Below are 24,779 nucleotides of genomic sequence, written 5' to 3'. Positions count from 1 at the left end.
TAATTCCTGCCTTTGGCAGGAATTACTAAAATATATACAAACAGAAAAGGATGCAAAGTTAAAAAATCCATATAATTGAGGGGGATTGGGGTTATGGATTTATTGATTGTATTGTTATCGCTTGGCTTGCTTATTTTTGTGGCTTACCGAGGATTCTCAGTCATTTTATTCGCTCCGTTATGTGCGTTGCTTGCTGTGTTTTTAACAGAACCGGCGAATGTTTTACCATTCTTTTCTAATGTTTTTATGGCGAAGATGGTCGGATTTATAAAATTATATTTCCCTGTATTTTTGCTCGGAGCGATATTCGGTAAAGTGGTAGAAATCACTGGAATAGCAGAAAAAATCGCGAAAATTATTATCCGTTTTATAGGTGTGAAAAGAGCAATTCTTTCCATCGTATTAATGGGAGCGATTCTTACATATAGCGGTGTTAGTTTATTTGTCGCAGTATTTGCGATTTATCCATTTGCGGCGCAATTATTTCGTGAGGCGGATATTCCAAAACGTCTCATTCCTGCAACAATCGCATTTAGCGCATTTACATTTTCGATGGATTCACTTCCTGGATCGCCTCAAATCCAGAACGTTATTCCAACTACGTTCTTTAAAACAGATATTTATGCCGCTCCTACATTAGGAATTATAGGAGCATTGTTTATCTTTATATGTGGTATGTTGTATTTGGAAAGATGTAGGAAGAAGGCTGCTGCTAAGGGAGAGGGGTACCTCGGAAAAGGCGGTGCTACTTCTGAGATGGCTGCTACAACTAGCACGCAATTGGTGCAAAATCCGATTGCTTCCAGCGATGTAATTCCAGTTAGTTACTGGATAGCATTTCTTCCGCTTGTACTGGTTGGAGTGATGAATAAGGTCTTTACAGAATTCATTCCTGTTTGGTATACAAAGGGATTTGATTTTGCATCCATAGGTTTGAAGGAGTACGGAACAATTGATATGGGACAAGTCGTGGGGATTTGGTCAGTGGAAATGGCACTTCTTATCGGAATATTGTCTGCTATATTATTAAACTTCCAAGCGGTAAAAGAGCATTTTCAATCTATTACAAGTGTGGGGGTAAGTGGTTCAATCTTAGCAGCTATGAACACTGCAGCCGAATATGGATTTGGTGCCGTTATAGCAGCTTTACCTGGATTTGTCATGATTCAAAACTATTTAACGGGAACTTTCTCAAATCCTTTAATTAGTGGAGCGGTCATGACAAATATATTATGCGGATTGACAGGATCAGGATCAGGTGGAATGAGTATTACTTTAGGTTTAATGGCAGAAAAATATATTGAAGCGGCAGCGAACTTTGATATTCCGCTAGATGTGCTACATCGTGTAATTGCAATGGCGGCAGGAGGTATGGATACTTTACCTCATAATGGAGCGGTTATAACTTTACTTGCAGTTACCGGATTAACGCACCGGGAAGCTTATAAAGAGATTTTTGGAATTACGATAATTAAGACATTAGCCGTATTCTTCGTAGTTGGAGTGTATATGATGTTTTCTATTGTATAATAGGAAGAAGGATTGTCTGCTATAAATAACGCAGACTTCAATTTGAAATTAGAATAGTGGTAAATAGAAAAAGCCACCATTCCATGAAATTATGGCTAAGAGGAAGAAGAGATACTACTAGTAGTATCTCTTTTTATTTAGTTAAATTTATGTACATAATATCTCCCCAGGCAATCCATCAAACTCACAAACTTTCTCCGTTATAAAACCTACATGTATTAAACTTTTGCGAGAAGGAATATTGTTCGGATCAATAATTACTTTTAGAACGTTTATGTCTGTCAGCTTCGCTATATTCATTAGTTCCTTTACAATCCTGCTACTATACCTTTTTCCCAGTGCTCTGGAAAAATCATATAACCAATTTCGGCCTCTTTAACATTATCCTCGTGTATCGTAACATGTCCAAGATCGATATACTCATTTGTAATAGAATTATATACTTTATAACAGTCGAAAATTTGATGATTTTCATGGCAACAGCCTAGTAAAGTCATTTTTCGCTTCATCTAACGGAATAGCGCGTTCGATAATTTGCGGCATTATTTTTTTATTAGATACGAGTCGGAAATATAAATTGAAATCTGTTTCTTCAAATTTAGCTTTTGTATAATATTCCTCCAAACAAATTTTCATTTGTTCTTCAGAAAAAAATAAATTAAATTGTAATTTCAATTTGATTACCTTCAGGATCGCTAATCACACTTTCGTAATAGCCATCTCCAGTGAAACGTGGTCCATTTAATAAAGGATAACCATCATTTTTTAATGTTGTAGTTAATTCATTTACACGTTCTTCACTACCGACAGAGAAAGCCATATGAGCATAGCCAGTTATGTTGGGGTTAGGCTCGTTTTCTATACCTTTTTTACGCATAATTTCAAGTCTTGCTCCAGATTCGAATGTAATAAAGTAAGATTCAAATTGTTTCACTTTATTATGATATAAAGAGTTCGATTTACCATTAAAGTACTTCGTATAGAAAGAACGCATTAATTCTAAATCATTTACCCAAATTGCAATATGTTCTATTTTCATAGTTTTCACCAATCCTAACTTAACTAATTAGGCTTTCACTTTATAAAAATTGTTTTTGCATTGCAAGAATTTTGATTAGGTGTTGAAGGTGGTATTAATTTTTGGTTATTTATGAGCATACAATGTGTAATTAAGTAAAGGAACAACATAGTAATTAAAGAAAAAGGTGAATGTAGCATATGAATCCATTTGAGCAAATGATGTACGTTGGTGTCATTATGTCTATTGTATTATCCGTAATGATTTTAGGATCTTTATATTATAATCCTCGTCTTTCATTAACTGAGTATCCGAAAGATATTCAAAAGGTAGTGTTTCCAAAATCGATTCATGAAAAAAAGCAATCGATTTACTTTAACATTGCATATAATGCGATTCTTTTCGGTACTCCTTTCGTTTCTACATATATATTACATAAACATGAAAAATTATTATATATTGATGCCTATTTACATACTTTTGGTATTTTAATAATTTTTAATGTAGTAGATTTGTTTATACTGGATTGGCTAATCTTTTGCTGGATTACCCCAAGGTTTGTTGTTATTCCTAGTACAGAAGGCATGAAGGGATATAAAGATTATAAGTTTCATTTAAGAGGGGCTATAGTCGGCACAAAAATTTTAGCAATCGTAAGTTTGTTTTTGGCAGGAATTGCAATAACTATGTAGCATAAAAAGTATTGTTTCATTTTGTTTTGATAGTAGAATTTTAGGTAACTTTAATCAAACTAGTATTAGTATATTTTTAATTTTTATAATACAAACTCATAAATATTAATATATGTTATATAGAGCGAAAATTCATTTTATCCCGCTTTAATGGGCAGTAAGACCCCCACCTCAAAATTCAGGAAAAGCAAAGAATTTAGGTGGGGGATCAACTGCCCATTAAAGTCCGATTGGTTCAACTAATAATCAGTGGGGGATGAAGAAAACCCCCACTGATTAAAGTTTCACTTTATAATATATAGAATTAAAAATGAGAATTTGATAGTATTGGAGTAAGGAGTTTTAATAGCAGTATATTAAGTCGTATTAATATACTGTTGCAAATGCTTTCCTAATTTTATGGGGGTATTTGGTAGAAACCGAAAAAATAATGGAGGCTAATATGAAAAAAATAATTGGCGCAGCAACAGCAACTGTTTTTGGATTGGGAGCATTTACTACAACTGCTACCGCAGAAACAATCGTAACAGCAGATGTACTCAACGTACGTGAAAAACCGACTACTGAATCAAAAGTTGTCAAAAAAGTAAAAGAAGGAGAAAAGTTAAAAGTTATACATACGGAAGATGGATGGTCAAAAATTGATTTAAAAGGTAAAGAAGTCTTTGTAAGTGCGGAGTTTACAAAAGATGTATATTATGTAACAGCGAATTTGTTAAATGTCCGTTCTGATGCAAGTACCGAATCAGAAATACTCGGCAGACTAAAAACAGATGATGTAATTGAATCAACGCATCAAGTAAAAGACGGTTGGTTACAATTTGAGTATAAAGGAAAAACAGCCTATGTTAACGTTTCTTTTCTATCAAGTACAGCACCAGTTGAAAACACAGCTAAAGAGAAAACGAAGCAAGTAGCGAAAGTACACAAACCAGCTAAAGCTAAGGATGAAGTTAAAGCACAAAAGATAGCAAAGCCTAAGGAAGAAGCGAAAGTACAAGAAGTAGTAAAGCCTAAAGAAGAAGCGAAAGTACAAGAAGTAGTAAAGCCTAAAGAAGAAGCGAAAGTACAAGAAGTAGTAAAGCCTAAAGAAGAAGCGAAAGTACAAGAAGTAGTAAAGCCTAAGGAAGAAGTGAAAGTACAAGAAGTAGTAAAGCCTAAGGAAGAAACGAAAGTACAAGAAGTAGTAAAGCCTAAGGAAGAAACGAAAGTACAAGAAGTAGTAAAGCCTAAGGAAGAAACGAAAGTACAAGAAGTAGTAAGGCCTAAGGAAGAAACGAAGGTACAAGAAGTAGTAAAGCCTAAGGAAGACGTGAAAGCCCAAGTAGAAGAGAAAGCAAGAGAAATAGCAAAAGCTAAGGAAGAAGAGAAAGCAAGAGAAATAGCAAAAGCTAAGGAAGAAGAGAAAGCAAGGGAAATAGCAAAGGCTAAGGAAGAAGAGAAAGCAAGAGAAATAGCAAAGGCTAAGGAAGAAGAGAAAGCAAGAGAAATAGCAAAGGCTAAAGAAGAAGAAGAGAAAGCAAGAGAAATAGCAAAGGCTAAAGAAGAAGAAAAAGCAAGGGAAATAGCAAAAGCTAAGGAAGAAGCAAAAGCAAAAGAAGAGTCTAAAAATAACATACAGTCTGCTAAACGTGAATTAACGGTAGTTGCGACAGCATATACTGCTGATCCAAGTGAAAATGGTACATATGGTGGACGCGTTTTAACTGCGATGGGGCATGATTTAACGGCTAATCCGAATATGAGAATTATCGCGGTTGATCCGAAAGTAATCCCATTAGGATCTAAAGTTTGGGTAGAAGGTTATGGAGAAGCTATCGCTGGTGATACGGGAAGTGCTATTAAAGGAAATCGTATTGATGTTTTAATGGGTTCAAAAAGTAAAGCTATGAATTGGGGAAGACAAACTGTTAAAGTGAAAATTTTATAAGAACTATAATGATCCAGATGGAAGTCAGTTCTCTTTATTGAGGCTGGCTTTTATTTTGTGAGTAAATATGATTGATACCAGAAAATAAAAAGTAAATATATTATATATCAAATCATTTACTATGTACTTTCACTCGTAATAGTTTAATTAAGTTTAAAGTATAGGTGTATTCTAGTGTTAGTTTTATTTATAATGAATTGGATTAGATCTATTTAAAGCGAGGATAAAATATGACAACAGAATTATATGGCGCACATTGCAATGAGTTAAAAGGATATAGAGTAATTGAGGGGAAAGATTCCTATAATCATTACTTTGGTGGTGAAGATTACAATTTGCCAGTATGTAAGTTATGTGGTGAGAATATGCATCAAATATTCTGTTTTGATTTAAAAGATGAGAGGATCGCTGAACTTAAAAGTAGTGAGCTAGACATTCTACCATTAATTTCATGCTTGAATTGCGCGATGGTGTGGGAACCGCAATATTTTCAGTTAAGTGATGGAGGTAAAACAATTCAAATCATACAGCAGCAAAATACAGAAGAATGGATAATGGAAGAGGAATATAAGTTACCAGTTTCATTACCAAAAACAACGGTAAAGCTTATAAATATGAAAAATGATGACATACCTATAGATGAAGATAGTTACTGGGAAGCTTTTGACTTGTTCGGTTCTGAATATGTATGTAGATTATTAGGGGCACCATTATATGATGACCTTCCAGAGAATTTGGCGTGTCCAAGTTGTTCTAAAGAGATGAAGTATGTTGCTACAATTACACAAGATATCGAAGAACGCGGACTGATTTCAGTAGTTGATTTCCAGTTTGGGGAAATGAATATATACTATTATGTATGTAAAGATTGTTCAATTATAAAAACTGAAATACAAAGTACATAACAAGACTAACATATTCTGTTAGTCTTGTTTTTTGATTGCAACATCAGTAAGAATCGTATTAAATATATCTTTTTGCGTAAAGTTATCTGTAAAAATAGTTTCTCTGGCAACCTTAATAGTATCGTGCGGATTATACCAGTTTTGTAGGGAATCTTCACCAAATTCGTGTCGTTTGTCTCTTGTGTTATGTCGTCTAATAGTTTCCTCTAATGATAAATCAAAGTAATATGTAAATGCATTTTTATCAAAATAATGAATTAGTTCTTTTAACATCTCACCATACCTACGATTGTTTAATATACCTTCTAAAATAACAAACTCACATTTTCCTTTTCCGTACTTCGTAATTTCAAATAGTAAATCATGCGATAAATTCCCCATTGTGTCGTGTACTCTAAGCATATCTCTACGTACAACATCTTGTGATACTAAAAGTGTACCTTGTCCGAAATGTTCTTGTAGTTGCTTTGCGATTGTTGTTTTACCACTTGCGGAGTTTCCTCTAAGAATGATTAATGTTGATGTAAGTATAGGATTAGACATATTGAATTCCTCCAGCATGAATGAATATATAGAAAATTTTAACAAAAAGACTGTGAAAAGTGTATAATTAATAGGATGGAAATAAAAAGGTGGGAGTTAAATGGAACATGAATTGAATAAGGCGCAGCCAATTTGGAAACGGACATGGTTTCGCTATCTAGGAGCATTTATAATTGTTCAATTACTATTTATTATTTGTGAGATTACAGAATGGGCACCAAATTTTAAGCCAAGTGGAGAGTTTTTAAATAGAATTTTACATTCTGAATTTTTCACGGAATGGTTCACTCCATATGAAATTCCTCATTTTAATGTATTTACAGCATTTTTTGCGATTACATTGTTACCATACGCATTAATAGGTGCAATGAAAGATTTCACAACAAGGAAAAATATAAATAATTAAAAAGAGGTATTATATGCTATTTCAAAAAGATCATGTATCGGTACGGTACGTAAAAGAAGAGGATGCACAGGTCATTTCAAAATGGTTAACGGACCCAGAAGTACTGCAGTATTACGAAGGGCGAGATAATCCGCAATCTGTAAAGATGGTACTGAATCATTTCATACATAATCCCAATAGTCATGAAAAAAGATGTGTAATAGAGTTTAATGATATGCCGATTGGTTATATTCAAATGTATCCAGTTGATTCTGAGTGGAAAGCATTATATGGCTATGAAGAATCTCAAAATGTATGGGGAATGGATCAATTTATCGGTGAACCAACTTATTGGGAAAAAGGAATTGGAACGAAACTCGTTCAGGCAGCAATTACATATATTATGGAGAACACGGGAGCAGAAGCAATCGCAATGGACCCGAAAGTAAATAATGAACGCGCGATAAACTGTTATGAAAAATGCGGATTTAAAAAGATGAAGATGTTAAAGGAACATGAGCTGCATGAGGGGAATTTAGAAGATTGTTGGATGATGGAGTACAAACAAAGGGAGCTGCGTGAAATGAAAAAAGCATTAATAGTAATTGATGTGCAGGCAGGTATGTATACAGCAGGAATGCCAGTACATAACGGGGAAAAGTTTTTAGAAATATTGCAAGAACTTATTGGGGAGTGTCGTTCTAATGATATTCCAGTTATTTACGTACAACATAACGGACCAAAAGATCATCCGTTAGAAAAAGGTACAGAGGGCTGGAAAGTGCATGAGGCGATTGCTCCGCAAAAAGGGGACAGTATTGTTGAAAAGACGACGCCAGATTCATTTCATAAGACGAACTTAAATGAAGTATTACAAGGAAAAGGAATTGAGCATGTTATCATTTCAGGAATGCAAACGGAGTACTGTGTGGATACGACAACGCGAAGAGCGTTTAGTGAAGGGTATAAAGTTACGTTAGTGAGTGATGCACATAGTACGTTTCATACAGACGTGTTACGTGCGGAAGACATTATAAAGCATCATAACGTAGTGTTTGGAGCATTTGCTAATGTTGTTCCGTTAAAAGATTTGAAAGTGACTGCCTCTAAATAAGAGGTAGTTTTTTATTAGAAAAATGTTGTCAGATATTGTCGGTAAGTCGATATCTTTTGTCGAAACGTCGATAACTTGAAATAATCGTTGATATATTTCAAGTTACGATAGATATATTTGAAATATCGTCGATATAATTTCACGTACCAAAATGATAGCCTAAAAAAGGAGCACCACATAATTAAAAAGGGCGCTCCTGCATCAAAATGTTACTTCTTCTTATCTTTATCCAATATATTCTGTTCTTCAGCAAATTCCGTACCATATGCAAAACGACGATTAATATGAATATTATCGTTGTGGTGTCTTGTGCGGGAGTTAGAGAAGCGATGGACGATTACTTCAGATAATGTGAAGACGATCGCAGAAAGGATGCTTCCCCATGCAATTTGCATATAGTTGTCTAATAAAATATTACCGAAAATCCATACACTTAAATATGTTAGTAAGAAATCCGACATAATGGCACCAGTATTGCCAATTCGATTCAAAATAATTTTATCAACGAACATATAAGATACGATTGTTACAAAAAGACTGAAAGAAATAATTTGGACGAATGTTGCAGGGAAAAATAAAGCGAGTCCAATACTGAATGCGATAATACACGAAATAAATTTGATAAGCACTACTGTGAAATCATTCAAAATTTACACCTCCGATTTATACATAGTTTTTCAATAAATTCTGGAGTTCATACATTGCAACGGGTATATTTACATAAAACTTTTTCATGTTCAAAATTTAGTCTAAATATTATAAAAATAACAAAAAAATGTTATAGTAAAATGAGAGTATATGACATTTTTAGGTAAGGGGGAATCCTTGGTGTGGATTACTTCAGAAGTAGAAATTCCAGATGAGTTAATTGATCATCTGGAACAAGGGAAGTTAGTATTATTTGTTGGAGCGGGAGTTTCTATGAAAGGGAAATCTAACTTACCAAATTTTGATGATCTAGTTGATGAAATTGCAAAAACGTTATATGTAGAAAAACGCGAAATAACTGAACCTCATGATTATTATCTTGGTAAAATTGCGAGAACAAAAGATGTGCATCAAGTTGCGAGAGATTTAGTTCATACTGAAAAGTCAAAGCCGAATCCGCTTCATTATGCGATTCCGAGGTTGTTTCCTTTAGATACAGAAGTCCGCATTGTAACGACAAATTTTGATCGACATTTTACAACTGCGATAAAAGAAATGAATAGAGAATTAAATGTATATTACGCACCTGCGTTACCTACAGGGAGAGCGTTTAAAGGGCTTGCTTACATACATGGCAATATAGAACAAGAGAAAGAAGCTTTAATTTTAACAGATGGTGATTTTGGAAGGGCTTACTTGACGGAAGGATGGGCAAGAAGGTTTTTAGTTGATTTATTCTCGAATTATACCGTTTTATTCGTTGGATATAGCCATAATGACCCAGTAATGAAATATTTAGCGACTGGATTACCACCAAGTACAAGGCGTTATGCTTTTGTTGCACAAGGGGAAAATACGTACCATTGGGAGCATTTAGGAATAAGGCCGATTGTATATCCGAATAAAGGTAATAATCATCAATCTCTCGTTAAAGCGGTGAAACGATGGGCAGAATTAATGGGGGATAATTATATTACAAAACGAATGCGCATTCGTGACATAGTAACAGTTCCACCTTCAGTAGAGCAGGAACAATTATCATACATAAAACAATCAATAAAAAAAATTGAAACAGTCCGCTACTTTGTTGAATTTGCTCATGATTATGAATGGGTGGAATGGCTGGAAGCAGAAGGGAAATTACAAAATTTATTTTTAGTTACATCAAACTATAATGAGGTAGATGAACTACTTGCAGGATGGTTAGTGGAACAATTTCTTTTTAGTCATCAAAAAGAATTATTTCAATTAATTTTTAAAAATCAATCTAAAATATCTCCGCTACTATGGAGAACAATTTGTAGTTACTTAAGTGAAACGAAAATTGAGATGGACCCGGTATTGTTCGCAAGATGGGCACTTCTTTTATTAGAAACAGCTGAAAAAGATAGTAAATCGATTGAAATAATTTCTTGTTTACTGCAAAAATGTTCTTTTCCTGATCATAAAGAAATTGCTTTATTGTTACTAACGTTTATTTTGGACGGAAAGCTTAAGTTGAAGCGAGAGAGGAAATGGGGAAATGATACGCAAGAATCAATAGAGCTCGAGGAATCGAGTCGATTACCAGTGTCTACATTTGCTTATGTGGAGCAAATTTGGAATGAGAAAATGAAGCCGCATATTTCCTATTACGCAGTTCCAATTATGACGATGGGAATAGAGAAGATGCGAATGTTATCACTAAGACAAACGGCACTGAAAAAAAAGGATAAGGAGAATGTAGAAAAAGAAGTTCAGCAAAATGATCTTGCGTTTTTAATTCAAATTGTAAAAGAGTGTTTAGTCTATTTATGTGAAAACAATGAGAAAAAAGCTAATTATTATATTACAGAAATGATAGAAGCAAACAGCATACTTCAAAATCGAATTGCAATTGATGCGATGAATAAAAATATATTTGTTAGCGCCGATGACAAAATGAAATGGTTGTTACAAGAAGGACTTCTTTTAGATGTCACGTATAAACAAGAAGTTTTTCAGCTTATAAAAAATCATTTCGCACTCTCTTTAGAAAAAACAAAGGAAGAAGTCATTCAAATTGTATTGAAGGACCTTGCAGAGGAGAGGGCATTTGATGTTTGTTTCGTGTTAGATTTATTATTCACTTGTGATTCGAATAGTCCATCTACTGCAAAAGGTTATGAGGTAATGAGGCAAAAACATCCTCACTTTCATTCAGAGCGATTCAGTGTACAAAAAAAAGAGACGACAGAACAAAGTATTACTTGTAATATAACTGCTGATGGATTATTGCAGCTAAAAGAAGAAGAAATTATGAAACAAGTTCGTCAATTTTCTCAAGATGGTATTTTTGAACAACGTCATTTTTTAGAGATGTTATCGAAAGCATGTAAATTGAATACAGAATGGAGTATTTCTTTTGCTTATCAATTAGTTGGTATGCACGAAATAAGTAATGAAGTGTGGTTTGTTTGTATTAGAGAGTGGAGAAATAACAGAGGACTGACAAATGAACAAATCCAAAAAGTTGTTCCATTATTGCAGAAATTTGTTAGAAATACTGCTTTTCATTGGTTAATTAGTAGTTTTCTATATGAAATTAGTAATCGGTTAGAAGAGTTAGAGGAGAATAGTATACGTAACGTGAAACGATTTGCTTTTGCGGTATTTCCTCAAGTAATGAAAAGTGGTACAGATTTTAAGCTTGGAAAACAAGACTTTTATAATGAATCAATCCAGCATCCCGTTGGAAAAATGACAGCTGTATTATTAAAACTGTTATCATATGATCATTTATACGATCGTAACGTGTATGAATATTTATTTTTATTTGAGGAACAAGTAAGAGTTAGTTCTGAACGGACAAATTACATGTTAGCTCGTTTAGTAGCAGATATTACATTTCTTTATCATATTGAGAAACAATGGTGCCGAAAATATTTGTTACCGTACTTAGATTTAAAGAAGGAGAATGAGATTACGAAATATGCATGGGCAGGCTTATGTTACACGCAAATCAATTTACCTTTATTTACAGAAATGAAGCGATTTATTCAGTATGCGGTAGAACATTTGGAAATATTACATCCACATACGAGGGAAGCATTCTTGAAATGGCTCAGTTTTGTATTTATTAAATGTGTACTGTATTGGGAGCAAAAAACAGATTGGTTATATCCGTTGCTTATACGAGAAAATGAAGAAAATAAAATTAAATTTATGCAGTTTTTATGCTATTACATCAAAACGTTAAGTGCAAAAGAACAACAAAAATTTTGGACAGCTTGGCTTAGTATATTTTTACGAGAACGCCCGAAAATGGGTGAAATTACAGCTAGAGAATATGTAATGCTTTTACGTATTATTTTATTTATGGATGAAATAGTAGAAAGAGGATTATCGAAAATATGTAAATCGTTTTCGTACGTGAGTGGAAAAGGGAATCAAACGGATTTAAAACAGTTATTTAATGAAATACTTGAAAAGATAGAGAGTATAAAAATGTATAAAGAATTGTATGCAAACGTATTTTTCACGTTACTGCAAACGCTTCAGGAAGCTGATTTACTTGAAACGGAAATCCTTCAAATAAAAGAAGTATTAATCCAGTTTGGAGCAGAAAAATGTGTATTAAACGCAATAGATAATGAGATAATTCGCATCGGAATTGTTATGGAGAATTTACAAGAAGAAATGTAGGGCGAAAGTGAAATTTTAAAAAATATATAAAAAGTTGTTGACAGTGTTTTGAAAAGCGTTCTATAATACGAATCATACTTATTCAATTTCAAAAAACATTTGAATAAACAAAGTGCAATGAAGAGATCACAGTAGTGGTTAGTCTTACTGTAACAGAGAGCTGGTGGTTGGTGTGAACCAGTACAGGGATAATCATGAATTACAGTCTTGGAGCATCTTTTTCGTAGTAAAGATAGTATTTTCTTTATGAAGAAAAAGCGGTCAATTGATCGTTAACAGTGAAGAGAGGTAGACGGAAATTTAGTCTACAACTAGGGTGGTACCGCGATAAATATCGTCCCTACTGATTTATTCAGTAGGGACTTTTTGTATTTTAGTGGTCCAACTTGAAAATTTAATATTCATGCGTTGAAAGGAAAAGCAGTAGTTGTTGTTTCCCTGTAACAGAGAGCTGGTGGTTGGTGCGAACCAGTACAAAAACAAGAGCGAATTACAGTCCTAGAGCATCTTTTTCGTAGTAAAGATAGTATTGTCTTTATGAAGGGAAAGACGGTCAGATGATCGTTAACAATGAAGAGAGGTAGACGAAAGAAGTCTACAACTAGGGTGGTACCGCGATAAATATCGTCCCTACTGATTGAATCAGTAGGGATTTTTTGTACAAAAAAGTGGGTTTTTATCTAGTAGATAGTGTCCTTATAGGAAATATTCGTTTAAAATAAGAAGAGGTATCGATTCCGCTTAAAATTTGTATAATTTATCAGTTCAGAAAATAGAGAATTTTTCATTCTCTTACTATATTTTTAAAACATTAGAGGAGGATTTCCAAATGGCAAATCATGAATTAGATCAATTACGTAAACAAGTAGATGAAATTAACTTACAACTATTACACCTTTTAAATAAACGTGGTGAAATCGTTCAAAAAATTGGGGAGCAAAAGCAAGTACAAGGTACGAAACGTTTTGATCCAGTACGTGAGCGTGAAGTACTTGATATGATCGCAGAGAATAACGAAGGACCATTCGAAACATCAACAGTTCAACATATTTTCAAAACAATCTTCAAAGCTAGCTTAGAATTACAAGAAGATGATAACCGTAAAGCATTACTAGTATCACGTAAAAAGAAAAAAGAAAACACAATCGTTGATGTAAAAGGTGAATTGATTGGTAACGGAACACAAACGTTCATCATGGGACCTTGTGCGGTAGAAAGCTTAGAGCAAGTTCGCCAAGTAGGGCAAGCGATGAAAGACCAAGGCTTAAAATTAATGCGCGGTGGTGCTTTCAAACCGAGAACATCTCCATACGATTTCCAAGGTTTAGGAGTAGAAGGATTACAAATTTTACGCCAAGTAGCAGATGAATTCGACTTAGCAATCATCAGTGAGATTTTAAATCCAAACGATGTTGAAATGGCATTAGACTATGTTGATGTAATTCAAGTTGGTGCACGTAACATGCAAAACTTTGATTTATTACGAGCTGTAGGTAAAGTTAACAAGCCAGTATTATTAAAACGTGGATTAGCAGCAACAATTGATGAATTCATTAACGCAGCTGAATACATCATTGCACAAGGTAACGACCAAATTATTCTATGTGAGCGCGGTATCCGCACATACGAAAGAGCAACACGTAACACATTAGACATTTCTGCTGTACCGATTTTAAAGAAAGAAACACATTTACCAGTTATCGTTGACGTAACGCATTCAACTGGACGTAGAGATTTATTATTACCAACAGCGAAAGCGGCACTTGCAATTGGCGCAGATGCAGTAATGGCTGAAGTACATCCAGATCCAGCAGTTGCATTATCAGATTCTGCACAACAAATGGATATTCCAGAATTCCATAAATTTATGGAAGAGTTAAAAGGATTCAAAAATAAATTATCTTAATTCCATATCATATATGCGCTGAAGAGGAAACAGTAGTGCTTACCTCACTGTTAAAGAGAGCTGATGGTCGGTGTGAATCAGTACAAAGGTAAGCATGAATTACAGCCTTGGAGCATCTTTTCCGCAAAGTATTGTAGGGAAAGACGGTCTAACGATCGTTAAAGAAGAAGAGAGGTAGACGAAAGAAGTCTACAACTAGGGTGGTACCGCGATAAACATCGTCCCTACTGAGCGCTCAGTAGGGACTTTTTTGTACAAAAAAATAGTAAAGGGGCAAGAGAAATGAGATACATTACAGCTGGAGAATCACATGGACCGCAGTTAACAGTTATTTTAGAAGGTGTACCAGCGGGTTTAACATTAACAGCAGAACATATTAATAAAGAATTATTAAGAAGACAAAAAGGGCACGGACGCGGGAGACGTATGCAAATTGAAACGGATACAGTTGAAATTGTAAGTGGTGTTCGTCATGGGATGACACTTGGCTCACCGATAACACTAATCGTAAAGAATGATGATTTCAAACATTGGACGAAAGTAATGGGTGCAGAGCCAATTTCGGAAAAAGAAAGTAAAGAAATGAAACGTACAATTACAAAACCACGTCCAGGACATGCAGATTTAAATGGAGCAATTAAATACGGACATCGTGATATAAGAAACGTATTAGAGCGCTCATCCGCAAGAGAAACGACAGTTCGTGTAGCCGCTGGTGCAGTCGCGAAACAAATTTTAAAAGAATTAGGCGTAGAAATTGCAGGGCATGTACTTGAAATTGGCGGAGTAAAAGCAAAACATGTTTCAAACTTATCAATGGAAGAAATTCAAACAATTACTGAAAACTCACCAGTTCGATGTTTAGATAAAGAAGTAGAACAAGAAATGATGGATGCGATTGATAACGCAAAAAGTAGCGGAGATTCAATCGGGGGTATTGTTGAAGTCATTGCAGAAGGAATGCCGATTGGCGTTGGTAGTTACGTTCATTACGACCGTAAATTAGATGCCAAACTTGCTGGTGCGATTATGAGTATTAATGCATTTAAAGGTGCTGAAATTGGCGTTGGTTTTGAAGCAGCAAGGCAGCCAGGAAGTAAAGTGCATGATGAAATTTTATGGGATGAAGAACAAGGATACACGAGAAAAACGAATAATGCAGGTGGTTTAGAAGGTGGTATGACAACAGGTATGCCAATTGTCGTTAGAGGTGTTATGAAACCAATACCTACATTATACAAACCGTTAGCAAGTGTTGATATTGATACGAAAGAAGCTTTCCAGGCGAGTATTGAAAGATCTGATAGTTGTGCAGTACCAGCAGCTGGAGTAGTAGCTGAATCTGTTGTAGCATGGGAACTTGCACATGCACTAGTCGAACAATTCGGAAAAGATCGTATGGAGTTAATTCAGCAAAACATTACGCAACATAATAAATACGCAAAAGAATTTTAATAAAAAGGTGGTTTTAACATGCAAGTAAAAGATCAACTCTCGTCATTACAACCGTATAAACCAGGTAAATCACCTGAACAAATGAAAGAAGTGTACGGAGATCATTCATTTGTGAAATTAGCATCGAATGAAAATCCATTCGGCTGTTCACCACGTGTTTTAGATGAGTTGCAAACATCGTGGTTAGAACATGCTTTATATCCTGACGGAGGTGCTACAACGCTCCGTCAAGCAATTGCAAATAAGTTACATGTACAAATGGAACAAGTACTTTGCGGTAGTGGTTTAGATGAAGTCATTCAAATCATAAGTCGTGCAGTACTCAAGGCAGGAGATAACATCGTGACAGCTGGTGCGACATTCCCGCAGTACCGTCATCATGCAATTATTGAAGGTTGTGAAGTGAAAGAAATTCCTTTAAATAACGGTGTATACGATTTAGACGAAATTTCATCAGCAGTAAATAATAATACGAAAATCGTATGGATTTGTAATCCGAACAATCCGACAGGCACATATGTGAATGATCGAAAATTGAATCAATTTATTGAAGGTATTAGTGAGAATACGTTAATTGTCATTGATGAAGCGTACTATGAATACGTAACAGCAAAAGATTTCCCAGAGACATTATCGCTTTTAGAAAAACATAAAAACATTCTTGTACTTAGAACGTTTTCTAAAGCATACGGATTAGCTTCTTTCCGCGTTGGATATGCGATTGGACAGGAAGAGTTAATTGAGAAATTAAATGTCGTACGTTTGCCATTTAACGTATCTTCATTAGCGCAAAAAGCAGCGACGATCGCTTTTGGTGATGATGAGTTTATTGAGGAAATAGTTCGTGTAAATGCAGAGGGATTACAACAATATGAAAGCTTTTGTAAGGAAAATGAAATTCCATTTTATCCATCACAAACAAATTTCATCTTCTTGCCAGTTGAGAATGCTGGAGAGATTTATGAAGCTTGTGCACATGCAGGATTTATTATTCGTCCGTTCCCGAATGGTGTCCGTATTACAGTCGGAACAAGGGAGCAAAATGAAGGAGTGATTTCAGTGTTACAACAACACTTTGAAAATAAAAAAAGAAAGTTTCGAGATGAGGGAAATGCGTAAAAAGGTAGTTTTAATTGGAACTGGTTTAATCGGAGGCTCGCTCGCATTAGCGATTAAGAAAGAGCACGATGTAACGATAACAGGTTATGATATATTTCAAGAACAAGTAGAACGTGCAAAAGAATTACAAGTAGTAGATGAAGTAGCATTAGATTTACAGCGTGCATGTGAAGAGGCGCATTTCATTGTTTTTGCCTCTCCGGTTGAAGAAACGAAGAAGTTATTACACAAATTAGCGTCATTTCGTTTACGAGAAGATGTTATTGTAACTGATGTTGGTAGTACAAAAGGAACGATTATGAATGAAGCAGAAGCTTTATTTTCAAAGGAAGTTTCTTTCATTGGTGGACATCCGATGGCAGGTTCTCATAAAACGGGAGTTGAAAGTGCAAAAGCGCATTTATTTGAAAATGCATTTTACATTTTAACGCCGATGAATCATGTGCCAAATGAACATGTGGAAGAACTAAAGCGCTGGTTACAAGGAACAGGATCTCATTTTCTCGTTTTAAATACGGAAGAACATGATTATGTAACAGGGATTGTTAGTCATTTTCCGCATCTTATCGCCGCTGGATTAGTAAAGCAAGTGGAGAAACATGCAGGAGATAATCCACTTATTCATCAACTAGCTGCCGGAGGGTTTAAAGATATTACACGTATCGCATCTAGTAGCCCAAAAATGTGGAGTGATATTGTTAAACAAAATCGTGAGCATTTAATGGTATTATTAAAAGAGTGGATCTCTGAAATGGAAGATTTATATGATACAGTTTCGACCGGAGATGCAGGCGAGATTCAAAACTATTTTGCAGATGCGAAAGAATACCGTGACTCTTTACCAGTACGAAAAAGAGGAGCAATCCCTGCCTATCACGACTTATACGTCGATGTTTTAGATAAAGTAGGGGCATTGGCTCATATTACGAGTATTTTGGCGCGCGAGGAAATTAGTATTACGAACTTGCAAATATTAGAAGCGCGTGAAGGGTTGCTTGGGGTATTACGTATTAGCTTCCAAAGAGAGGAAGATCGTATGCAAGCGAAACTAGTGCTTGAAGAAGAAAAATACCAAACTTATGAAACAATTTAAATGAGAAGGTGAAAACGTGAAGGAAAGAACAATTCAACCTGTTAACAATGGATTAAATGGCAACATTACAATTCCAGGAGATAAATCGATTTCTCACCGCGCTGTCATGTTCGGCGCGATTGCAGAAGGAAAAACAACAATTAAAGGTTTCTTACCCGGTGCAGATTGTTTAAGTACGATTTCTTGTTTTAAAGAAATGGGAGTAGACATCGTGCAAAACGGTGATGAAGTCACTGTAGTTGGTAAAGGATTAGAAGGATTACAAGAACCGAAAGCTGTATTAGATGTTGGTAATTCTGGCACAACTATACGTTTAATGTCAGGGATTTTGGCAAATACACCATTTTTCTCTTGCGTACAAGGTGATGCATCTATCGCAAAAAGGCCGATGAAACGTGTTACAAATCCATTAAAACAAATGGGTGCAAACATTGATGGCCGCGAAGAAGGAACGTTTACACCGCTAACAATACGTGGTGGAGATTTAAAAGCAATTGAATACACTTCGCCTGTAGCAAGCGCACAAGTAAAGTCAGCTATTTTACTTGCTGGACTTCGTGCAGAAGGGGTAACAGCTGTTACAGAACCACATATCTCCCGTGATCATACGGAAAGAATGCTAGAAGCATTTGGTGTTACTGTAACACGCGAAGGAAAAACAGTAAAACTTGCAGGTGGACAAAAGCTAGCAGCAACAGATGTTCAAGTGCCAGGTGACGTATCATCAGCTGCATTTTTCCTAGTAGCGGGTGCAATCATTCCAAATAGTAAACTAGTATTACAAAATGTAGGGATGAACCCAACTCGTACAGGTATTATCGATGTTTTAGAGAAAATGGGTGCTACGTTCACTGTAGAGTCAATTAACGAAGGAGCATCAGAACCAGCTGCAAACATTACGATTGAAACATCTTCATTAAAAGGAATTGAGATTGGCGGAGATATTATCCCAAGATTAATCGATGAAATTCCTGTTATTGCCTTAGCAGCAACGCAAGCAGAAGGAGTTACAGTAATTAAAGATGCGCATGAATTAAAAGTGAAAGAAACGAACCGTATTGATACAGTCGTAGCAGAATTAACAAAGCTAGGAGCTCGCATAGAAGCAACTGATGACGGAATGATTATTTACGGGAAATCAGCTTTAAAAGGCAATACAGTAAATAGTTACGGTGATCACCGCATCGGAATGATGCTCGCAATCGCTGGATGTATCGCAGAAGGAAAAACAACAATTGAAGATGCAGAAGCAGTAGGCGTATCATACCCTACCTTCTTCGAAGAACTTCAAAAGTTAGCTAAATAAAGTGATGAGAAGCAGATACGAGATGTATCTGCTTTTTTATATTGGTCCTATCGTTAAGTCGATATAATTTCATTCACCGAACTGTAATGTTTGGAATTATGGTACAATTCAAATAAGGAATGGAGGAGAAATAGATGAACGTTATACGATTAAAAGAAGATAAATTTAGAGAAGCATTACGCTTATCAGAATACGCTTTTCAATATAAAGTTGAAGAAGAGCGATTGCAGCAACAACTTATAAAGATGAAAGAAAGTCATGAAATATACGGTATTATGGAAGGGGAAGATTTAGCTGCAAAACTTCATCTTATTCCGTTTCATATATACATAGGTAAAGAAAGATATAAAATGGGAGGCGTTGCAGGGGTAGCGACGTATCCAGAGTATAGAAGAAGCGGGTATGTAAAAGAATTACTTCAACACTCACTTCAAACGATGAAAAAAGACGGATATACAGTATCGATGCTACATCCATTTGCTGTTTCATTTTACCGTAAATACGGCTGGGAACTTTGTGCGAATCTCCTTGTATGTCATATGACAAAGAGTGATTTAGTGATGAAAAAACAAGTAAATGGAACTGTGAAACGTTTCAATAAAGAAAATCACCCAGAAGAGGTCGAGAAGCTTTATGAAACATTTGCAGCACGTTTTTCCGGTATGCTAGTTCGCGATAAAAAATGGTGGTTACAGGCTGTTTATGATGACTTGACATTAGCAATTTATTACGATGAAAATAAAACGGCAGCTGGCTATATGTTATATAAAATTGAAAACAACAAAATGACAGTAGAAGAATTTGTTCCACTGCATAACGAAGCGCGAAATGGTCTATGGAACTTTATTTGCCAGCATGATTCTATGATGAAAGATCTTGAAATGACAGTAAGTGAAAACGAACCGTTATTATATACACTACAAGAGCCACGTGTGAAGGCAGAAATAAAACCGTATTTTATGGGCAGAATTGTAGATGTGGAGCAGTTTTTTAAACAATATGAATTCAACTGGAACAATGTACAACAAGAACTAAATTTACATATTACAGATTCATTTGCACCGTGGAACAACATATCAGTGAGGCTTGCAAATCATGAAATAACAATTATAAAAGAGAAAACAATAGATAAAGGAATTGAGCTGGATATAAACGCACTATCTACAATAATGTTTGGTTACAAGCGTCCGTTAGAACTTAATGAACTAGAATTAATTAACGGAAGCGAAGAGGAAATACAAGCGTTTGAGAATATAGTACCGGTACGTAAAGCATTTATTTATGATTTCTTTTAAGTTTTAAAATAGAAAATAGGGCTGTCCCAAAAAACATTGGGACGGCTTCCTATTATATTGTCAGCTTTTGTCGGTAAGTCGATATATTTTGAAAATCACTGATATAAGTTCTTACACTAAAACGCAAAGATACTTTTTTATGCACTTGACATTTAAACGATGTAATTTATAATAAAAAACGGAATGAATTTTCATTCCTAAAAATAGAGGTGGAAAAAATGGCTAAAAACAAACAAGAGGATATTTTTGATGCTGCGATGAAACTTTTTGCAGAACGTGGTTACGATGGTACGACAATTCCAATGATTGCTGAAAAGGCAAAAGTCGGTGCGGGTACTATTTACCGCTATTTTGAAAATAAAGAGGCGCTTGTTAACTCATTATTTTCAAAAAGTATGTTAGAGCTTTCTGAAATGATAAAAACAGATTTTCCTGTTGAAGCAAATATTCGTGAACAGTTTAGTCATACGTACAACCGTTTATTTGAATTTGCGAGAAACAATGTGGACGCTTTTTTATTTACAAATTCTCACTGTGATAGTTATTTTCTTGATGAACAAAGTAAGAAAATATTTGACGATTTTATAGGCTTCTTTATGAATATTATTGAAGATGGAATCGCAAAAGGTTTTCTTCGTCCATTGCCTCCAGTTGCTTTAATTATTATTGTATATCAACCGTTAGAAAAATTAACGAAAGTAATTGCAACAGGGCAATTAGAATACTCGAAAGAGTTAGTAAAAGAATTGGAAGAAAGCTCTTGGAATGCTATTAGAATCATTTGATTCTATAGCTTTATAAGGACAGGAATGAATATTCATTCCGAAAATGATATAAAAAGAAAAACAGGAGATGATTAATCTGCGCAACTAAAGGAATGAACGTTCATTCCGAAAAGGGTAGATTAATAGAATTTATACAAAAATAATAGAATGATAGGAATGAACGTTCATTCCGTGATTAACGTGAAACTTTTAAAACGGGAGATGATTAAATTGAGTAAGCTAAAAAATTGGAGAAGTTTATCTTTGCTCTTATGGATAGTTATTACGATTACAATGATTGTAACGATGCCTAATATGGATAAATTAGTGAAAGAAAAAGGGCACATTACGATTCCTAATACAGAACAAAGTAGTATTGCTGACAAAATGATAAGAGAGATGGATAAAGACGGGACAGAGAAGTATGAAATTATAGCTGTGTTTAATAGTGGAAGTAAAGCAGCTTTAACAACTGAACAAAAAAAGGAAATAATAAAAACAATCAACGCTTTACAAAATGAAAAAGAGAAATTAGGAATTAAGGAAGTTGTTTCACATTTAGATAATAAAGACTTGGAAAAACAGTTGATATCTAAAGACAATACGACCATTTTAACGCAAATCTCAGTAGACAAAAAACATAGTGAAATATCAAAAGTTGCAAATGCACTTCATAAAAAAGTTAAAGTGAAGGGTGTTAAAACATACTTAACTGGAAGTGATTTAATAGCGGGTGATTTTCTTACATCCTCTCAAGAGGGCGTGAAAAAGACAGAAGTTATTTCTATCATTTTCATTCTAGTTGTATTAATCATTGTATTTCGTTCACCAATTGTTCCAATCATTTCTCTTCTTACAGTTGGTGTATCCTATTTAGTTTCAATGGGGATTATTGCCCATCTAGTAGATCAATTTAATTTTCCGTTTTCTAACTTTACACAAGTGTTTGTAGTTGTTGTCCTGTTCGGGGTTGGAACAGATTATAACATTTTATTATATACAAGGTTCAAGGAAGAATTAAGTAAACAAGAAAATGCATTTTTGGCTACGAAAGAAACGTTTAAATCAGCAGGGAGAACCGTTTTATATAGCGGCATAGCAGTATTAATTGGTTTTGCATCTCTTGCTTTAGCGAGTTTTAAACTATATCAATCTACTTCAGCGGTAGCAATTGGTGTCGCAGTATTATTACTCGTTTTAACTACATTAAATCCATTTTTTATGGTGCTTTTAGGAAAAGGAATGTTTTATCCAGTTAAAACATTTAAAGGGCATGAGGATAGTCGTTTATGGGGATTTCTTGCAAAAAACTCAGTAGTAAGGCCAGTTGCAGCTTTAATCATTGTATTTGTAATATCGATTCCTTTTGTAATGAAATACTCTAACACATTAAATTACAACGATTTATTTGAAGTAGATAATAAATATGAGTCGAAAATGGGGATTAACGTAATAGAAGATCATTTTCCACCTGGTTTTTCTTCACCAAGTACGTTCGTCATTCAATCAGATAGCAAGTTAGATGAGGGGAGTTCACTTCAGACTTTAGATGAACTAACTGATAAGGTTTTGAAAGTGAAAGGTGTATCAGAAGTATATTCACCGACGCGTCCAACTGGTGAAAGGATAAAAGAACTATATATAAATAAACAAGCGGGAGAACTAAATACAGGCTTAGGAGATGCCAATGGTGGTATAAAAGAAATTAATGATGGATTAACTACTGCGAAAGATAAAATGGGTAGTAAAGACTCAAATAGCCTTGCAAACGTTCAAAAGTTAATTGATGGAACAACTGAAGCGAAAAATGGTGTATCAGCATTAGGAACAGCTTTACATCAACTTTCAAATGGCATAAATGATGGAGCACAAGGTGCGCAGCAAATTGAGAGTGGATTAACTTCAATAAATGAAAATATAAATGTTTTATCTAATGCAACTTCACAACTTCATGCTGGTTATGCGCAGTTAGAAAAAGGTTTAAGTTCTTACGATCAATACTTCAAAAGTATTTCTCAAGCAATTGATGGTGCGAAAAAAGGTTACGAACAAATTGAAATGTTAATGACCAATTTCATTCAAACGAAACCAGAATTAGCAAATGATCCGAACATACTGCAGACGATAGGAATTGCTAAAGAGGCTCAAAAGCAATTAGGTGTGCTTTCAAATGAATTAAATCAATTAGCAACGCAGCATAAAGCGGCGATGGGCTCATTTAGAGAAGCAAATCAATCGTTATTGAAAGTGGATAACGGCTTAAAAGAAATGAACAATGGAGTTACTAAGTTACAAAAAGGAGCAGCTGATCTTAAAAATGGATTAAATGAAGGTGCTTCAGGTTCAAAACAAATTGCAAACAAGTCAACTGAGTTACAAACTGGATTAACGAAAATAAATGATGGGCAAGGTCAGCTATTAACCGGACTGAAAGACTTGCAAGAACAGATGGGGCAATTACAATTAGGGTTATCTAAAAGTACAGAAGGGCTTGAAAAGGTAAGTAACGGCCTAGGAGATGCTCAGAAATATTTAGGAGAACTGAATGAATCAAAAAGCTCTGAGAAATTTTATATTCCAAAAGAAGTTTTAGAGGGTGAAGATTTCCAAAAAGCATTGAATACGTACATGTCACAAGATAGAAAGACTGCTAAAATGACAATCGTTTTAGACGTAAATCCGTATTCAAAAGAAGCGATGCCAATCATTGAAGAAATTAATAAAACGATAGACGGTACGTTAAATGGTACAGAATTAAAATCAGCAAAAAAAGCAATCGGAGGTACGACAGCTAGAAATGTTGATTTAAAAGAAGTTACAGGTCAAGACTTCTTACGTACAGCTACGATTATGTTAATTGGTATTGGGATTGTATTAATTGTGATTACACGTTCAGTATTAAATACAATCTTTATTATTGGATCGTTACTATTAGCGTACTTTGCATCACTAAGTATAAGTGAACAAATTAGTACGCATGTATTACATGTAGATTCATTAAGCTGGAATGTTCCATTCTTTAGTTTTATAATGATTGTCGCTTTAGGGGTGGATTATAGTATTTTCGTAATGATGAGATACAATGAGTTAGAAGGGGACCCAGCGAAGAAAATTGTAACTGCTTCTCGTCATATTGGAGGGGTCGTATTATCAGCGGCACTTATTTTAGGTGGTACATTTGCTGCATTAATCCCTTCAGGTGTATTAACGCTTATACAAGTAGCATCCGTTGTTGGTGTTGCACTGTTACTATTAGCCATTATTGTGATGCCAATATTGTTACCTGCTTTAATAGGATTAACGAGTAAAATGAAGAATTATGCAAAGAAATTAAGTGAAAAGAAATAAAAGAATCCCCTTTTAAAAAGTAACTGGTTCAGTTATAGGAGATAAAATATAAAATAACATACAAA

General features: G+C 34.8%; 18 protein-coding genes, 2 pseudogenes and 3 other annotated features. Of the genes and pseudogenes, 16 read left to right on the top strand and 4 right to left on the bottom strand.

Annotated elements, in window-relative coordinates; translation table 11 throughout:
* Positions 1-93 precede the first annotated feature (93 nt).
* Positions 94-1,530 carry a GntP family permease gene (locus tag ACZ76X_RS02310; RefSeq protein ID WP_479849376.1) on the top strand — a complete coding sequence of 479 codons (1,437 nt, stop codon included), beginning with the start codon at positions 94-96 and terminating at the stop codon, positions 1,528-1,530.
* 147 nt (positions 1,531-1,677) lie between these two features.
* Here the strand turns inward: ACZ76X_RS02310 and ACZ76X_RS02305 are convergent.
* Positions 1,678-2,166: pseudogene (locus tag ACZ76X_RS02305) on the bottom strand (GNAT family N-acetyltransferase).
* Between the two features lie 22 nt (positions 2,167-2,188).
* Positions 2,189-2,569, bottom strand: coding sequence for a VOC family protein (locus tag ACZ76X_RS02300; RefSeq protein WP_479849375.1), 381 nt, complete (start codon positions 2,567-2,569; stop codon positions 2,189-2,191).
* Between the two features lie 179 nt (positions 2,570-2,748).
* On the opposite strand from ACZ76X_RS02300, the gene ACZ76X_RS02295 reads away from it, so the two are divergent.
* The 3 genes from ACZ76X_RS02295 (at position 2,749) to ACZ76X_RS02285 (ending at position 6,075) form a co-directional block, all read left to right on the top strand.
* Positions 2,749-3,240: a nitroreductase gene (locus ACZ76X_RS02295; RefSeq protein WP_479849374.1), complete on the top strand. Its 492-nt coding sequence runs from the start codon at positions 2,749-2,751 to the stop codon at positions 3,238-3,240.
* Between the two features lie 442 nt (positions 3,241-3,682).
* Entirely contained in the window at positions 3,683-5,170 is a 1,488-nt protein-coding gene (gene entB, locus ACZ76X_RS02290) for a cell wall-binding protein EntB (RefSeq protein ID WP_479849373.1), read from the top strand.
* A gap of 230 nt (positions 5,171-5,400) precedes the next feature.
* Positions 5,401-6,075 carry a hypothetical protein gene (locus tag ACZ76X_RS02285; protein WP_479849372.1) on the top strand — a complete coding sequence of 225 codons (675 nt, stop codon included), beginning with the start codon at positions 5,401-5,403 and terminating at the stop codon, positions 6,073-6,075.
* An 18-nt stretch (positions 6,076-6,093) separates the two neighbouring features.
* On the opposite strand, the gene ACZ76X_RS02280 is transcribed toward ACZ76X_RS02285, so the two are convergent.
* On the bottom strand, positions 6,094-6,618 hold the full coding sequence (locus ACZ76X_RS02280) for a kinase (protein ID WP_479849371.1): 525 nt from the start codon (positions 6,616-6,618) through the stop codon (positions 6,094-6,096).
* Between the two features lie 100 nt (positions 6,619-6,718).
* Between ACZ76X_RS02280 and ACZ76X_RS02275 the strand changes: the two genes are divergently transcribed.
* The 3 genes and pseudogenes from ACZ76X_RS02275 (at position 6,719) to ACZ76X_RS02265 (ending at position 8,117) form a co-directional block, all read left to right on the top strand.
* Positions 6,719-7,024, top strand: coding sequence for a YfzA family protein (locus tag ACZ76X_RS02275; RefSeq protein ID WP_479849370.1), 306 nt, complete (start codon positions 6,719-6,721; stop codon positions 7,022-7,024).
* A gap of 13 nt (positions 7,025-7,037) precedes the next feature.
* Positions 7,038-7,571, top strand: a pseudogene (locus ACZ76X_RS02270) (GNAT family N-acetyltransferase); the annotation flags it as partial.
* A 15-nt stretch (positions 7,572-7,586) separates the two neighbouring features.
* Entirely contained in the window at positions 7,587-8,117 is a 531-nt protein-coding gene (locus ACZ76X_RS02265; RefSeq protein ID WP_479849855.1) for a cysteine hydrolase family protein, read from the top strand.
* 209 nt (positions 8,118-8,326) lie between these two features.
* Here the strand turns inward: ACZ76X_RS02265 and ACZ76X_RS02260 are convergent, their stop codons facing one another.
* Positions 8,327-8,764, bottom strand: a complete 438-nt coding sequence (locus ACZ76X_RS02260) for a YndM family protein (RefSeq protein ID WP_000997706.1) — start codon at positions 8,762-8,764, stop codon at positions 8,327-8,329.
* Between the two features lie 151 nt (positions 8,765-8,915).
* On the opposite strand from ACZ76X_RS02260, the gene ACZ76X_RS02255 reads away from it, so the two are divergent.
* The 9 genes from ACZ76X_RS02255 to ACZ76X_RS02215 all read left to right on the top strand — a co-directional run bounded on the left by ACZ76X_RS02255 (position 8,916) and on the right by ACZ76X_RS02215 (position 24,714).
* Entirely contained in the window at positions 8,916-12,428 is a 3,513-nt protein-coding gene (locus tag ACZ76X_RS02255) for a DUF4020 domain-containing protein (protein ID WP_479849369.1), read from the top strand.
* A 108-nt stretch (positions 12,429-12,536) separates the two neighbouring features.
* Positions 12,537-12,773 (top strand) — a binding site (T-box leader).
* Between the two features lie 54 nt (positions 12,774-12,827).
* Positions 12,828-13,063 (top strand) — a binding site (T-box leader).
* 194 nt (positions 13,064-13,257) lie between these two features.
* A complete protein-coding gene (locus ACZ76X_RS02250; protein WP_427230156.1) occupies positions 13,258-14,334 on the top strand; it encodes a bifunctional 3-deoxy-7-phosphoheptulonate synthase/chorismate mutase in 1,077 nt (358 codons plus the stop codon).
* Between the two features lie 9 nt (positions 14,335-14,343).
* Positions 14,344-14,563: a binding site (T-box leader), on the top strand.
* A 53-nt stretch (positions 14,564-14,616) separates the two neighbouring features.
* Positions 14,617-15,789: a chorismate synthase gene (gene aroC, locus ACZ76X_RS02245; RefSeq protein ID WP_016110183.1), complete on the top strand. Its 1,173-nt coding sequence runs from the start codon at positions 14,617-14,619 to the stop codon at positions 15,787-15,789.
* Positions 15,790-15,807: 18 nt separating this feature from the next.
* On the top strand, positions 15,808-16,908 hold the full coding sequence (gene hisC, locus ACZ76X_RS02240) for a histidinol-phosphate transaminase (protein ID WP_479849368.1): 1,101 nt from the start codon (positions 15,808-15,810) through the stop codon (positions 16,906-16,908).
* On the top strand, positions 16,901-18,001 hold the full coding sequence (gene tyrA, locus ACZ76X_RS02235) for a prephenate dehydrogenase (protein WP_479849367.1): 1,101 nt from the start codon (positions 16,901-16,903) through the stop codon (positions 17,999-18,001). The genes hisC and tyrA overlap by 8 nt, the downstream gene beginning before the upstream one ends.
* Positions 18,002-18,017: 16 nt before the next feature.
* On the top strand, positions 18,018-19,307 hold the full coding sequence (aroA, locus tag ACZ76X_RS02230; protein ID WP_479849366.1) for a 3-phosphoshikimate 1-carboxyvinyltransferase: 1,290 nt from the start codon (positions 18,018-18,020) through the stop codon (positions 19,305-19,307).
* 134 nt (positions 19,308-19,441) lie between these two features.
* The gene (locus ACZ76X_RS02225; RefSeq protein WP_479849365.1) at positions 19,442-20,602 is read left to right on the top strand and encodes a GNAT family N-acetyltransferase; all 1,161 of its coding nucleotides are present in this window, start codon (positions 19,442-19,444) and stop codon (positions 20,600-20,602) included.
* 218 nt (positions 20,603-20,820) lie between these two features.
* Positions 20,821-21,387, top strand: coding sequence for a TetR/AcrR family transcriptional regulator (locus tag ACZ76X_RS02220; RefSeq protein WP_375810712.1), 567 nt, complete (start codon positions 20,821-20,823; stop codon positions 21,385-21,387).
* Positions 21,388-21,597: 210 nt separating this feature from the next.
* Complete coding sequence (locus tag ACZ76X_RS02215; RefSeq protein WP_479849364.1) at positions 21,598-24,714, top strand: MMPL family transporter; 3,117 nt, start codon at positions 21,598-21,600, stop codon at positions 24,712-24,714.
* Positions 24,715-24,779: the final 65 nt, after the last annotated feature.

The organism is Bacillus sp. BC05(2025) (assembly GCF_056725905.1).
Note: the sequence above shows the minus strand (reverse complement) of the source record. Positions and strands in the feature narration are given on the sequence as shown.